9 protein-coding genes are annotated in these 12,496 nt (G+C 75.4%); 2 read left to right on the forward strand and 7 right to left on the reverse strand.

Annotated elements, in window-relative coordinates; genetic code table 11:
• Nucleotides 1-47: 47 nt before the first annotated feature.
• The 5 genes from IF55_RS37730 to IF55_RS28565 form a co-directional block, all read right to left on the reverse strand.
• Nucleotides 48-1,811 (reverse strand): lyase family protein, encoded by a 1,764-nt coding sequence (locus tag IF55_RS37730; protein ID WP_030891956.1) that lies wholly within the window; start codon nt 1,809-1,811, stop codon nt 48-50.
• A gap of 420 nt (nt 1,812-2,231) precedes the next feature.
• Complete coding sequence (locus IF55_RS28550) at nt 2,232-4,211, reverse strand: FAD/NAD(P)-binding protein (protein WP_030891953.1); 1,980 nt, start codon at nt 4,209-4,211, stop codon at nt 2,232-2,234.
• Nucleotides 4,208-5,428 carry an FAD-dependent monooxygenase gene (locus IF55_RS28555; protein WP_030891950.1) on the reverse strand — a complete coding sequence of 407 codons (1,221 nt, stop codon included), beginning with the start codon at nt 5,426-5,428 and terminating at the stop codon, nt 4,208-4,210. The genes IF55_RS28550 and IF55_RS28555 overlap by 4 nt, the downstream gene beginning before the upstream one ends.
• Nucleotides 5,429-5,430: 2 nt before the next feature.
• On the reverse strand, nt 5,431-6,999 hold the full coding sequence (locus IF55_RS28560; protein ID WP_030891947.1) for a class I adenylate-forming enzyme family protein: 1,569 nt from the start codon (nt 6,997-6,999) through the stop codon (nt 5,431-5,433).
• A gap of 19 nt (nt 7,000-7,018) precedes the next feature.
• Nucleotides 7,019-7,561 (reverse strand): SRPBCC family protein, encoded by a 543-nt coding sequence (locus IF55_RS28565; protein ID WP_030891944.1) that lies wholly within the window; start codon nt 7,559-7,561, stop codon nt 7,019-7,021.
• 137 nt (nt 7,562-7,698) lie between these two features.
• Between IF55_RS28565 and IF55_RS28570 the strand changes: the two genes are divergently transcribed.
• Together IF55_RS28570 and IF55_RS28575 are read left to right on the forward strand one after the other, a co-directional pair.
• Nucleotides 7,699-8,691 carry an NADPH:quinone reductase gene (locus IF55_RS28570; protein WP_030891942.1) on the forward strand — a complete coding sequence of 331 codons (993 nt, stop codon included), beginning with the start codon at nt 7,699-7,701 and terminating at the stop codon, nt 8,689-8,691.
• Between the two features lie 92 nt (nt 8,692-8,783).
• Entirely contained in the window at nt 8,784-10,382 is a 1,599-nt protein-coding gene (locus IF55_RS28575) for an MFS transporter (protein ID WP_030891940.1), read from the forward strand.
• Nucleotides 10,383-10,924: 542 nt separating this feature from the next.
• Here the strand turns inward: IF55_RS28575 and IF55_RS28580 are convergent.
• Nucleotides 10,925-11,755 carry a class I SAM-dependent methyltransferase gene (locus IF55_RS28580; RefSeq protein ID WP_030891937.1) on the reverse strand — a complete coding sequence of 277 codons (831 nt, stop codon included), beginning with the start codon at nt 11,753-11,755 and terminating at the stop codon, nt 10,925-10,927.
• Nucleotides 11,756-11,918: 163 nt separating this feature from the next.
• Complete coding sequence (locus IF55_RS28585) at nt 11,919-12,410, reverse strand: DoxX family protein (RefSeq protein ID WP_037967190.1); 492 nt, start codon at nt 12,408-12,410, stop codon at nt 11,919-11,921.
• Nucleotides 12,411-12,496: the final 86 nt, after the last annotated feature.

A 12,496-nucleotide genomic window follows, 5' to 3' on the forward strand; every position in this document is an offset into this window, starting at 1 on the left:
CCGGCTGAGCGGCGGGCCCCCTCCCGTTCCCGGAGCGGCGCGGCGTCCTACGAACGACCCGCGCCCCGAACCCGCTCCTCCAGCGCCCGATCGACGAGGGCCCCGGCGGCGCCCGTGTAGTGGTCGGGGTCGCACAGGCCCGCCAACTCCTCGGGGGACAGGACGCCGGCCAGCTCCGGGGCCTCGGCGAGCACCGCGGAGAGCGGGCGTCCGGAGGACTCGGCGGCCGCCGCGGCCTCGGTCAGCAGGCGCCGCGCGGCGGCCTTGCCGAGCGTGCCGCCCAGGACGGCGGCGACGCGTTCCGAGACGATCCGGCCCCCGGTGAGGGCGAGGTTGCCGCGCATCCGGTCCGTCCGCACCCCCAGCCCCTCGGCCAGTTCCACCGCGGTGTGCGCCGCCCCGCCGGTCAGCCGCAGGCACTCGCGCAGCAACTGCCACTCCGCGTGCCAGCCTCCGGCCGACCGCTCGTCCTCGACGCTCACACACTGCGTCAGCCCCGCCGCCAGCACCGGCACCTGGAGCGCCGCGCTCCGAATGAGCGTGGCGAGCACCGGGTTGCGCTTGTGCGGCATGGCCGACGACCCGCCGCGCCCCGCCGGCCCCGGCTCGGCCAACTCCCCGATCTCGGTACGCGCGAGGGTCTGCACATCGACCGCGATCTTGCCGAGCGCGGCGGCGGTGAACGACAGCGCCGCGGCCAGGTCGGCGATCGGCGTGCGCAGCGCATGCCACGGCAGCCCCGGCCGCGCGAGCCCGGTCTCCGCGGCGAACGCGTCGACCAGGGCGTCGGCGTACGCCCCCGGGCCAATGGCCGTCCCGGCGGGGCTGACGCCCTCCGTGGTGCTGTGTGGGTCGGGGGACGGGCCCCCGTGCGCGTCACGGTACGGGCCGGGGCCAAGGGCCGCCCCGGCGGAGGTGGCGCCTTCCGCGCCGCCGCCCGCGCTGGCGTGCGCGTCGGGGTATGGGCCGGGGGCCGGCCCGGCGGGGGTGGCGCCTTCCGTGCCGCCGCCCGTGCTGGCGTGCGCTTCAGGACACGAGCCGAACCCGACGCCACTGTCCGTACCGGAGGCCGCGCCGACGGGCGTACCGCCGGGCGCGTAGGGGGCCACGCCGCTGCCCGTACCGCCCTCCTCGCCGTCCCCCGCGCGGGCGCGCGCGTCGGCGTGTACGAGATAGCCGGCGAGGGTGCCGGCGGCTCCGCCGAGGGACACCGGCAGGCCGTCCCGTACCAACCGGTCCACGCGGTCGGCGGCGTCGAGTACCAGGCTCCGCCAGCCCGCGGCCTTCAGGCCGAAGGTGGTGGGGACGGCGTGCAGGGCCAGGGTCCGGCCGGCCATCACGGTGTCCCGGTGCCGGCCGGCGAGGAGGGCGAGCGCGTCGGCCGTCCGCGTGAGGTCCGCCCGGACCAGGCGCAGCGCCCGCCCGGCGACCAGCATGGCGGCGGTGTCGAAGATGTCCTGGCTGGTGGAGCCCTGGTGCACATATCCGGCGGCGGCGGGGTCGGCCGCGGCGACGACGGCGGTCAGCGCCTCCACCAGCCCCACCACCGGGTTGGCCGTCTCCCGCGCCCGTACGGCGAGCCGCCGCAGGTCGATGCGGTCGGCGCGGGCGGCGGCGGTGATCGCGGCGGCCGCCGCACCCGGCACGGTGCCGAGCCGGGCCTGGGCCCGGGCCAGCGCCGCCTCGGCGTCCAGCATGGCCTGCAGCCACGCCCGGTCCCCGACGACCGCCTCGACGGGCGTCCCGGCCCGTACGGGCGAGAGCAGACCGGCATCGGGGTCGGCGTCGGCAGGGGGCGGCGGCAGCGTCATCTCGGGGCTCCTGTCGGGTCGGTGGGACGGTTCGCCGGGCCGGCTGCGGCCAGTTCTGGCACCGCCGAGGTGAGCACAAGTGGCGGCGGCAGCGTCATATCGGCACCCCTGTCAGGTCGGTGGGGTTGCTCATCGCGTCGGTCGTGGCCGGTTCGGGCGCCGCCCGGGTCAGGCGGGGCGGACACAGGTGGTGGCGGCAGCCTCAAATCGGCGCCCCTGCCGGGTCGGTGGAAGGCGGTTCACCGGCTCGGCTGCCGCCGGTTCGGGCGTCGCTGGGGGTGCGGCGGGGCGGGCGCGGGCGATGGCGTCGGCGTCGTATCGGCACCCCTGTTGGGTCGGAGGGGGTGTTCCCGGGCCGACTGCGGCCGGTTCTGGTGCCGCCACCGGCAAGGTGCGGCGGCACAAGTGGGGGCGGCAGCGTCAAATCGGCACCCCCGTCAGGTCGGTGGGGTCGCTGGCCGCGTCCGTCGCGGGCGGTTCGGGGGTTGCCGGGGGGACGGCGAGCATGGCGCGGGCTATGGCGTCGGCGTCGGAGAGGGTCACCGAGTCGACGCCGGGGCGGATGCCGGCGGCGGTGACCCAGTGCACCGCCTCGGTGGGGACGCCGTAGGCGAAGCGGCGCGGGTGGGCGAGTCCGCGCGCGTCGAGCAGCCGGTAGGGGCGCTCGGTGACGGCGAGCCCGCCGGTCTCGTACGTTCCGCCGCGGGCGTCGCGTATGCGGTAGGGGGCGCACTGCTCGGTGCGCAGCAGGTGGAGCAGGAGGGGGTCCGCGGTGCGGCGGAGGTCGGGGGCGGGCAGCCGGGCCTCGATGAGCACGTCGGAGCGGACGGCCGGGCCCGGGGCGAGGGGCGAGTTGGCGACGAAGCACGGGGCGGCGGTGTCGATGCGCACCTGGGTGCCGGGGCCGGTGAGTTCCAGGACGCCGGCCTCGATCAGGGCGATCATCTCCTCGATCCGGGACACCGGCGGGCCGATGGAGAGGAAGGCGTTGAGCGGGGTGTACCAGCCGTCGAGTTCGTCCCGGTACGAGCCGCCCTCCAGCCCGCCGTGGTCCACCGCCAGCCGGATCTCGTTGCGCAGGTCGCGGAGTACGTCCAGGGCGGCCTTCAGAGGGCCGCTGACGTTGCCGGCCTTCGCCTCCCGTACGTCCCGGGCGAGGTAGGCCAGCAGCCAGCTCCGGAACTCGGCGCGCCCGGCGAACTCCCGGCCGGCGCAGGGCCGGGCGATCCGCTCCCAGTCCCACCGGTCCGCCGGGGCGATGCCGTGCGCGTCCAGGAGCCGTTCCCGCGCGGCGGGTCTCGGCAGCGCCACGTACTGCTCCGCGAAGGCGTCCTGCTCGGCCCGCCGTCCTCGGGAGGCCAGCAGGGCGCCGTAGTAGACCGCTTCCACCTCTCGGGCGATCAGTGGCCACAGGTCGGTGCGGAAGCGGACGCAGCCGCCCGCGCGGGTGCGGCGGCGCAGCCCGTGGAGGAATTCGGGGGTCAGCAGCCGGGCCTGGTGCCGGCCGAAGGCGCCCTTCTCGTTCTCTCCGCGGGCGTGGTGGGGGACCCCACGCCGGGAGAAGGCGTACAGCCGGGGCTCGTGCCCGGAGGGGCGGTAGCGCAGCCGGTCGCCGTCGCGGACGAAGGCGCCGCCGCGGCCGAGGGTCAGCAGCGCCATGTAGTCGAAGAAGTTGAGTCCGAGGCCGCGCAGCAGGACCGGGCGGCCCGGCGCGACGGCGCCGAGGTCGGTCTCGGCGGGGTTGCCGGGCGGCAGGTAGCCGAGGTGGTGGATGCGGGCGAGGCTGGCCGTCCGTTCGCCCTGGGGGGAGAGCCGGGCCGGGAGGTGGCCCTGGGCCAGTACGACGGCGTCGAGGTGGTCGAGCCGGGTGCGGTTCTCCAGCCGGACCCCTTGCGCGCCGCCGGGCAGGCCGTGGGTGTCGGCGAGGGCCACGGCGCGGGACCGGTGCACTTGGACGCGTACCCGGTCGGGGGCGAGGGAGACGATCCGCCGGAAGGCGTCCTGGAGGTAGTGCCCGTACAGGGCCCTCGTGGGGTACGAGTCGGGGCCCAGCCGCCGTGCTTCCGCGAGGATGTCCGCGCCGTAGTCGGCCGGCGAGCCCAGCGCGGCCACGCTCCGGGCCCACATGTGGAGGCTGGGGCCGGGTTCGATGGGGCCGGCGGCGCGCACGCTGGCGTCGGTGTAGACGGTGATCTGCGAGGCCACGGTGTTGGCGAGCAGGTGCCGGGACTGCCCGGTCCGCCAGACGGCGCCCGCGCCGGGGGCCGCCGGGTCGACGATGTGCACGGTGACGGCAGGGCCGTCAGGGTCGTGCCGGGCGTTGGCGCACAGCCGTTCCAGGACGGACAGCCCGCGGGGCCCGGCCCCGATGATGCACAGTTCCAGGCGGCGGCCGGTCATCGGGCGGCCTCTTGGTGAGGGCGTCGGCGGGCGGTCGGCGCTTCGGCGGTGAAGTCCCGTGCGCCGTGCATCCACGCGAGGCGGTCGTGCAGGTCGGTCGCGGACATCCCGGCCAGCGCCGCGTTGCGGGCCTCGGCCGCCGCCCCGGCCGGGTGCCACAGCGCGATGCTCTCGCGGGAGATCCGCTGCACCGCGGCGGTGCGCTCGCGCCGCAGCCGGTTGTACTCCGCGAAGCGCGCGGCGAAGTCCGTGCCGCCGCCGTCCAGCAGGTCGCCCAGCACCACCGCGTCCTCCAGCGCCTGGCAGGCCCCTTGGGCGGCGTAGTGGAGCATGGGGTGGGCCGCGTCGCCGAGCAGGGCGACGGGGCCGTCGGTCCAGTCGTCGACCGGCGCCCGGTCGATCAGCACCCAGGACCGCCACCGCGCGCCGAGGGCGAGGAGCCGCCGCGGTTCCGCGTCGAGCACCGCGAACAGGTCGCGGACCACGTCCTCCGCTATGGGCTCGCCGGCGAGCGGCCGGGTGGCGCCGTCGTCGTAACTGGCGGCCAGGTTGAGGTAGTCGCCCCCGGCGATCGCGTAGTGCACGAAGTGGCACTTGGGGCCGGCCCACCACGTCACGGCGTTCCACCGCAGCCGCCGCGGCACCAGGTCCATGGGGATGATCGCGCGGTGGACGGTGATGCCCGAGACGCGCGGTGGACCGTCGCCGACCAGCCGCCTCCGGACGGCGGAGTGGATGCCGTCCGCCCCGATCAGCGCGTCGCCGGTGAGGCGGCGGCCGTCGTCGAGTACGGCCGTCGCGTGCGTACCGTCGTGTTCGTACCCGGCGACCGGGCTGCTCGGGCGCAGTTCGACGCGCGCCGCGTGGCGGCAGGCCGCGAGCAGCAGCCCGTGGAGTTCGCCGCGGTGCACGACCACGTACGGGTTGCCGAAGCGCCGCCGGTAGCCCTCGGTGAGGGGCACGCTGGTGACGTGCTCGCCGGTGACGCCGTCCATGAACCGCAGTTCGTCGACGTGCACCGCGCGGGACCGGACCTCGGCGCCCAGCCCGAGGCGGGCCAGGGCGTGCATCCCGTTGGGCGCCAGTTGGAGCCCGGCGCCGAGTTCGGCGAAGCGTTCGCCGCGTTCGAGGACCACCACGTCGTGGCCGCGGCGTGCGACGCTCAGCGCGGCGGCCAGCCCGCCGATGCCGCCGCCGGCGACGATGACCTTCGCCATCTCTACCGGCCCCGGCTCTCGTCGCCCAGCGCCTTCGCCAGCTCCAGCCGCTTGATCTTGATGGTGGCGGTCTGCGGCAGCTCCTCCAGGCGGCGCTGGACCGGCTCCGCCATCGGGGGCAGGCCGGCCGTGGCGCGGGCCCACGCGGCCGGGTCGAGCGGCTTGTCGTCCCGGGTGCACACCACCGGGACCGCGGTGCCGTCCGGGCCGGGCACGATGATGACCTCGACCAGTTCGTCCAGCGCGGAGAAGAGGGCGTCCTCGGCGGTCAGCGTGGAGCCGAAGCCGGGGATGACATCGACCTCCCGGTCGAGCAGGTGCAGACAGCCCCACCGGGTCCGGTAGCCCACGTCGCCCATCCGCCACCACGCGTCGTGCTCCTGCTCGGCGTACCGCTCGGCCTCGCCCAGATACGTCAGGACCCGGCCGTTGGTGCGGACCTCTATGTAGCCGGGGGAGGCCGCGGACACTGGCCGCCCGTCCCGGCTGACGACCCGGACCGTGGTCATGCCGGGGAACGCGTGGCCGACGCAGCGGCCGTCGGCGTCCTCGCCGCGCCGGCGGGTGAAGACCCGCCCGACCACCGGCCCGGCCTCGCTCTGGCCGTAGAGCTGGGCGAACAGCGGCATCCGCTGCCGGGAGGCCCCCAGCATCCGCCGCACGGTCCGGGGGTGGATGGCGTCGAAGGTGCTGCTGAAGTACTTCACCTGCGCCAGTGGCCGCCGCGGGTCGTCCGCCAGCCCCTCCCACCGCATGAACGTGTTGGGGTGGGCCTCGACCACACCCGGGCGCAGCCGGGCGAACAGGTCGGCCACCCGCCGCGGGTCGTCGTCGGCCAGCATGACCAGCGGGAAACCGCGCAGCACCGCGATGGCCATGGCGGTGAAGAGCCGGGAGTGCACGAACGACACGTGCACCGCCACCGGGCGCCGCTTGCGGACCAGGGCGGTCGCGGTGGCCTGCGGCCGGTACCGGGCCTGGAGCGTCCACCCCGTGTGCACGGCCAGCTTCGGGATGCCGGTGGTGCCGGACGTATGCGTGATCAGCGTCGGATGGTGGGGGGACACGGCGACCGGCGCCACCCGCGGCGCGCCGGCGAGGTCGCCGAGCCGCCGGGCGTCCGGGTGGTCGCCCGCGGCGAGCAGCACCCGGCGGGCGTGGCCGAAGACCGCGGCGGGCAGTTCGCCGTCCAGCTTCGCCTGATCCGTGACGAGGTACGGGCGGTCCACCCGGCGCACCAGCTCGGCGACGGTCGCGCCGTCCAGCTTCGGCGACAGCAGCGCCGGCACCGCGCCGATCCGGGCCGCCGCGCACGCCAGCAGGGTGATGTCGAAGCTGTTCGTCTTGTAGACCACCACCCGGTCCCCGGGGCGGACCCCGGCCGCCCACAGCCGGGACGCGAAGTCGTCGACCAGATCCGCGATTTCCGTGACGGTCAGCCGGCGCCCGAGATCGGGCGCCAGATCCAGATCGTGGTCGAGGACCACGACATTGGCCGGATGCCGGGCGGCCGCCCGGTCGAAGAGCGTGCCCAGCCGGATTCCGCGATTTCCCACCCGTTGCAGCAGCATGTCCCGCTTCTCCTCCCGGTCACGCCTTCTCGGCAATCGCCTTGATACGGCTGAGCGTGGCCTGGAGATCCCCGGCCAGTTTCGCGGTCCAGTCGGCGAGGAATCGCCTCTCGGCGGCCTCGTCCATGTCCGCGGTGATCCCCCGGATGCCCTCGGTCGCGGCGCCCATGCGCAGGCTGTGCGCGAGGACGCAGCCGTCGCCGTCCGGCGAGATCTCGTACGACCAGACGCTGTCCTGCGGCGTGCCGGCGCTGTCCCGCATCGCCCAGCGGAAGACCCGGCCGGGCTCGGCGGCGATCACCTGCGACTCGGTGTGCCAGACGCCGCGGACGACGGGCGCCCACGCGACGACGGACTCGGCGCGCAGGTTCTCGCCGCGGAAGACGGCGCCCACCGTCGCCGGCACGCCGGAGATCCAGGCGCCGCCCGTGCACTCCGGGCTCCATTCGGCGCTCCGCGGCAGATCGCTGACCACCGAGTACACCTCGGCCGGTGGCGCGGCGATCCGCGTCACCGCCCGGACATCGAACAACGGCGTGATCTGGTTATTCGTTGGGGTCATGACGACGAATTTCGCGACGGCCTCTCCGGTAGTCAAAGAAGGGGCACCGGGTGCGTCAAGTCGGCGCTTTTTATATGAGTTGACGAAGCCTCGGGCTGTTTTCGCGCATACGGAGTTCCGGTGCCAGAATCGGCAGGGTGCTTGCTGCCTATGTGGACCGACTCGGGTCGCCGGAAGAAATTCGTTACGGCGAACTCCCCGCACCGCGGCCGGGACCGGACGAGGTGCTGGTCGACGCCCTCGCCACCACGGTCAACCCGGTGGACACGTTCGTACGGTCCGGGCAGTTCCCGACCGCGCTGAGCTTCCCCTTCGTGATCGGCCGGGACCTGGTCGGCGTGGTCGCCGAGACCGGCGCCGAGGTGTCCGGCTTCGCGCCGGGCGACCGGGTGTGGTGCGGCAGCCTGGGCCACGACGGCCGGCAGGGGGCCGCGGCACAGCAGGCGGTGGTGGCGGCGGACCGCCTCTACCACCTGCCGGTGGGCGTGGAGCCGACCGCCGCGGTCGCCGTCGTGCACCCGGCGGCCACCGCCTGGCTCGCGCTGTTCCGGCACGGGGAGACGAGGCGGGGGGAGACCGTGCTCGTCGGCGGCGGCGCGGGCAACGTCGGCAGCGCGCTCGTCGTCCTGGCCGCCGAGGCGGGCGCCCGCGTCATCGCCACCGCCTCCGCCCGCGACCTGCCGTACTGCCGGGGGCTCGGGGCGGCCGAAGTCCTCGACTACGCCGACCCGCGCCTGACCGAACGGCTGGCGGCGCTCAGCCCGCGCGGCATCGACGTGCACGTGGACACCTCGGGCCGCAACGACCTCGCCACCGCGGTCCCCCTGCTCGCGCCGCGCGGCCGGATCGTGCTGCTGGCCGGCGCGCGGACCCGCTCCGTCCTGCCGGCCGGGGAGCTCTACCTGAAGGACGGTTCGGTCCGGGGCTTCGTCATCTCCCGCGCCACGACGGCCGAACTGGCCGAGGCCGCCGACGCGATCAATCGGCTCCTGCCCTCGGGACGGCTGAGGGCGCGGCGGACGGAGACGGTGCCGCTGCGCGATGCCGCGGGGGCGCACCGGCGCATGGAGGCCGGTGAGGTGCGTGGCGGGCGGCTGATTCTGGACATCGCCGGGGCCGCCGCGGCGTAGCCGCTGGGCTCCAGCTACGGCGCCTTGGCCGCTGTGCTCTACCGCAGTTACCGCAGTTACCGCAGTTTCCGCGACGACGAGGAGGCCGGCCCGTGGCACGACGATGGTGGACGCTGCTGGTGGTATGCGCGGCGATGTTCATGCTGCTGATCGACGTCAACGTGGTCGTCGTCGCCCTGCCGGACATCCAGCACGCGCTCGGCGCGAGCTTCGGCAGCCTCCAGTGGATGACGGACGCCTACGCCCTCACACTGGCCGCGCTGCTGCTCACCACCGGCTTCCTCGCCGACAAGTACGGCCGGCGGCGGGTGTTCGCCCTCGGCCTGGCGGTCTTCACCGGCGGCTCCCTGCTCTGCGGCCTCGCCCCGAACGCGTCGACGCTGGTCCTCTTCCGCGCGGTGCAGGGCGTCGGCGGCGCGATGGTGTCCGCCACGTCCCTCGCCCTCCTCGCCGGCTCCTTCCAGGGCCGGCAGCGGGGCGTGGCCTTCGGCGTCTGGGGCGCGGTCGCGGGCGTCGCGACCGGCCTGGGCCCGGTCCTCGGCGGCGTCCTCACCGGCGGCGTCGGCTGGCGGGCGATCTTCCTGGTGAACGTGCCGGTCGGCGTCGCCGCGCTGGTCATCGCCGTGCGCCGGGTGGAGGAGTCCCGCGCCCCGCGCGGCGGGCGGATCGACTGGCCGGGCATGGCGACGCTGACGGCCGGGCTGTTCAGCCTGGTCTACGGACTGATCTCGGCGAGCGGCAGCGGCAGCGGTGGCAGTGGCGGCGGCTTCGGGGAGCGCGGCGTGCTCCTCTGGCTCGGCCTGGCGGCGCTCTGCCTGGTGGCGTTCGCGGTGGTCGAATCGCGGGTGGCGGAGCCGATGTTCAGCCTGTCGCTGCTGCGCATCCCGACGTTCCTCGGCGGCTCGGTCGCGGCCTTCGCGATGAACGCCTCCCTGTACGGGGTCTTCTTCTACCTCGTCCTCTACCTCCAGAACGGCCTCGGCGCCGGCCCGCTGATCACCGGCGTCCGGCTGCTCGTCGGCTCCGCCTTCACCTTCGCCGCCGCCTTCGCCGCGGGCCGGCTGACCAGCCGGGTGCCGGTGCGGTGGCTGATCGGCCCGGGGCTGGGCCTGGTCGGCGTCGGCCTGCTGCTGATGCGGGGCCTGACCGCCGGGTCCGACTGGACCCACCTCATCCCCGGGCTCATCGTCTCCGGTATCGGCGCCGGCCTGGTCAACCCGCCGCTCGCCTCGACGGCGGTGGGCGTGGTGCCGCCACAGCGCTCCGCGATGGCCTCCGGGGTCAACCAGACCTTCCGCCAGGTCGGGGTCGCGGTCGGCGTCGCCTGCTACGGCACCATCTTCGCTTCCTCCCTGCACGCCACCCTCGAACGACGGCTGGCCGCCGACGCCCCAGCACTGCGCGACAAGGCCGGCGAAATCGCCGACGCCGTGCACCGAGGAGCCGCCGACCAGACCACGGCACTCGCCCCGCCCCAAACCCGCGACGCCCTCGCCACCGCCATCCACACCGCCTTCGCCACCTCCCTCAACGCCGTCCTCCTCACCGCCGGCCTCCTCGCCCTGACCGGCGCCGCCCTCGCCACCACCCTGATCCGCCCCCGCGACTTCACCCCCACCCACCCACCGACGCCCCGGCAGGCGACGGAGTCGGCGGGCAGGCCGGGCGCCGAGGCACCGGGCGGTCGCTAGCGGGTACGGCTCGCCGACGCGGGGCCGCAGCCCGGCCGGGCACCGGGCGTGAGGTGATCGCTGGCGGCGGCGTCTCGCCGACCTGCGGCCCAGCCCGGCGGGGCGCTGAGGCGGTCAGGTGATCGCTGGCCGGGCTGACTCGCCGGTATGGGGCTGCGTGCCGGGCCGTGAAGTGGTCGCTGGCACGGGCGGTCCGCCCACCTGCGGCCCAGCCTGCCCGGGTGCCGGGGCGGTGACGTGACCGCTGGCGGGGGCCGCTCGCTGACCCGCGTTCGCGGCGCGGCCCGGCGTCGGGCCTGGTCGCCGGCGGCGGCGCCTCGCCGGCCTGGGGCTCAGCCCGGCCGGCTGCGGAGGCGGTAGCGGGGCCGACGCCGGCCTGCGGCCGCAGCCCGGCCGGAGGCCGGTGCGTCAGGTGAGCGCAGGCGAGAACGGCTCGCTGGCTTGGGGGCCGTGCCCCGGCCGGGAGGCAATGGCGTCTGGTGGGCGCCGGCGAGAACGGCTCGCCGACTTTGGGGCCGTGCCCCCGCCGGGAGGCCCTGGTGTCAGGTGGTTGCCAGGAGGAAGGACTCGCCGACCTGGGGGCGTAGGCCGTCTGGGCGGTTGGCGAAGTAGCGGGTGGTGAGGTCGGCGGTGGAGAGGTGTCGGACGTCGCGGAAGCCGGAGTCGCGGGCCAACTGGAGCATGTCGTCGGGGGTGAAGTAGCTGCGGAAGCGGATCGGGTGGCGCGGCTCGTCGCCGCCGGCGGCGACGGTTTCGGGCGGCAGCAGGAAGGTCATGGCGAGGGTGGAGCCGGGGGCCGTCTTCGCGGCCTTGGCCAGGGTGTCGGCGACGGCGTCCTCGGTGAGGTACATGCTGACGCCGGTGCTGGCCAGCACCGCCGGGCGGTCCGGGTCGAAGCCGGCCTCGACCAGCCGCTCCCACCAGTCCTCGTCCGCCTCGAAGTCCACCGGCACCAGCCGCAGCCAGTCGGGCACGCCGTAGCCGACTTCGTGCAGCCGGCGCCGCTTCCACTCCTGCGGCCCGTACTGGTCGATCTCGAACACCCGCGTCTTCGCGGCGAGTTCCGGGCGCCGCTGGGCGAAGGTGTCCAGGCCGGCGCCGAGGATCACGTACTGCGCCACGCCGTCGGCGATCCGCTCGGTGACCAGGTCCTCGACGTACCGCGCCCGGGCGACGACGCCCGCGCGGAACCCGCTGGTGCCGTTCTTGCCCATGTCGGGCCGGCGGCGCCAGTTCTTGCCCGGCCCGACGAGCTCCAGGCCGACCTCGTCCTCGATGACGTGCGGGGGCTCGTCGACCTGGAGGTGTATGGCCCGCCACAGGGCCACTCGTACGGCTGTGGACTCCGGCGCGACGGTTCGCGGGCTGGGCATGACGTACTCGCTCTGGGGTCGTGTGTCTCGGTCACGGCGGGGGCGGCCGCCGCCTCTGAAGGGCTCATCCACCCTGCCTCGGCGCGGTGTTCCGGCCGCCCGCGCCATCCCGCGCGCTCACCCGATGGGATGTTCCTTGGACGGTGGCCGCGAGGCTCGGGGGTCAGTGCTTCTCGTCGCGGAGCAGGCGCCATACGGCCGTCCCGGCGGTGACGCCGAGGGCGACGGCGCCCAACCCCCAGGCGGGCCCGGTCCGTTCGCGGCCGAGCGCGCGGTCGACGGAGAGCGGTCCGGGGCCGTCCCAGGCCAGGCAGGCCGCGGCAGTGGCCAGGACCAGCGGGTACTCGTAGCCGCCGTTCTCCGCCCACAGGCCCTCGCGCCGGTGCACGGCCGCGGCGTTGACCATCTCCCCGATGAGAGCGGCGGCGGCCAGCGGGGTGGCCGTCCCGGTCACCAGGCCCACGCCCGCGGTGATTTCGGTGGCCCCGGCGAGGGTGGCCATCGCCCGGCCGTCGCGGTATCCGAACGACTCGAAGTTCTCCGCCGTCCGCTCGCGGCCCCCGCCGCCGAACCAGCCGAACAGCTTGCGGCCGCCGAAGCCGATGGTCAGCCCGCCGACGACGCCTCTGATGATCAATCGGCCCGTGCCCGCCATCGCCGTCCTTCCGACTGCCCGGCCGCGCCGGGGTGCTGGGTGCCCCGCCCGCCGACCGCCGGCGACCGGAGGTAATAATCTATGAT

Origin of the sequence: Streptomyces varsoviensis (assembly GCF_000718635.1) — a bacterium.
In the GTDB taxonomy this organism is placed as follows: Bacteria; Actinomycetota; Actinomycetes; order Streptomycetales; family Streptomycetaceae; genus Streptomyces; species Streptomyces varsoviensis.

Coding starts and splice junctions, on each gene's coding strand:
- IF55_RS28560 (WP_030891947.1), bottom strand. CDS start 6,999: ATGCTGCTGCAACGGGTGGGAAATCGCGGAATCCGGCTGGGCACGCTC.
- IF55_RS28565 (WP_030891944.1), bottom strand. CDS start 7,561: ATGACCCCAACGAATAACCAGATCACGCCGTTGTTCGATGTCCGGGCG.
- IF55_RS28550 (WP_030891953.1), bottom strand. CDS start 4,211: ATGACCGGCCGCCGCCTGGAACTGTGCATCATCGGGGCCGGGCCCCGC.
- IF55_RS37730 (WP_030891956.1), bottom strand. CDS start 1,811: ATGACGCTGCCGCCGCCCCCTGCCGACGCCGACCCCGATGCCGGTCTG.
- IF55_RS28555 (WP_030891950.1), bottom strand. CDS start 5,428: ATGGCGAAGGTCATCGTCGCCGGCGGCGGCATCGGCGGGCTGGCCGCC.
- IF55_RS28580 (WP_030891937.1), bottom strand. CDS start 11,755: ATGCCCAGCCCGCGAACCGTCGCGCCGGAGTCCACAGCCGTACGAGTG.
- IF55_RS28585 (WP_037967190.1), bottom strand. CDS start 12,410: ATGGCGGGCACGGGCCGATTGATCATCAGAGGCGTCGTCGGCGGGCTG.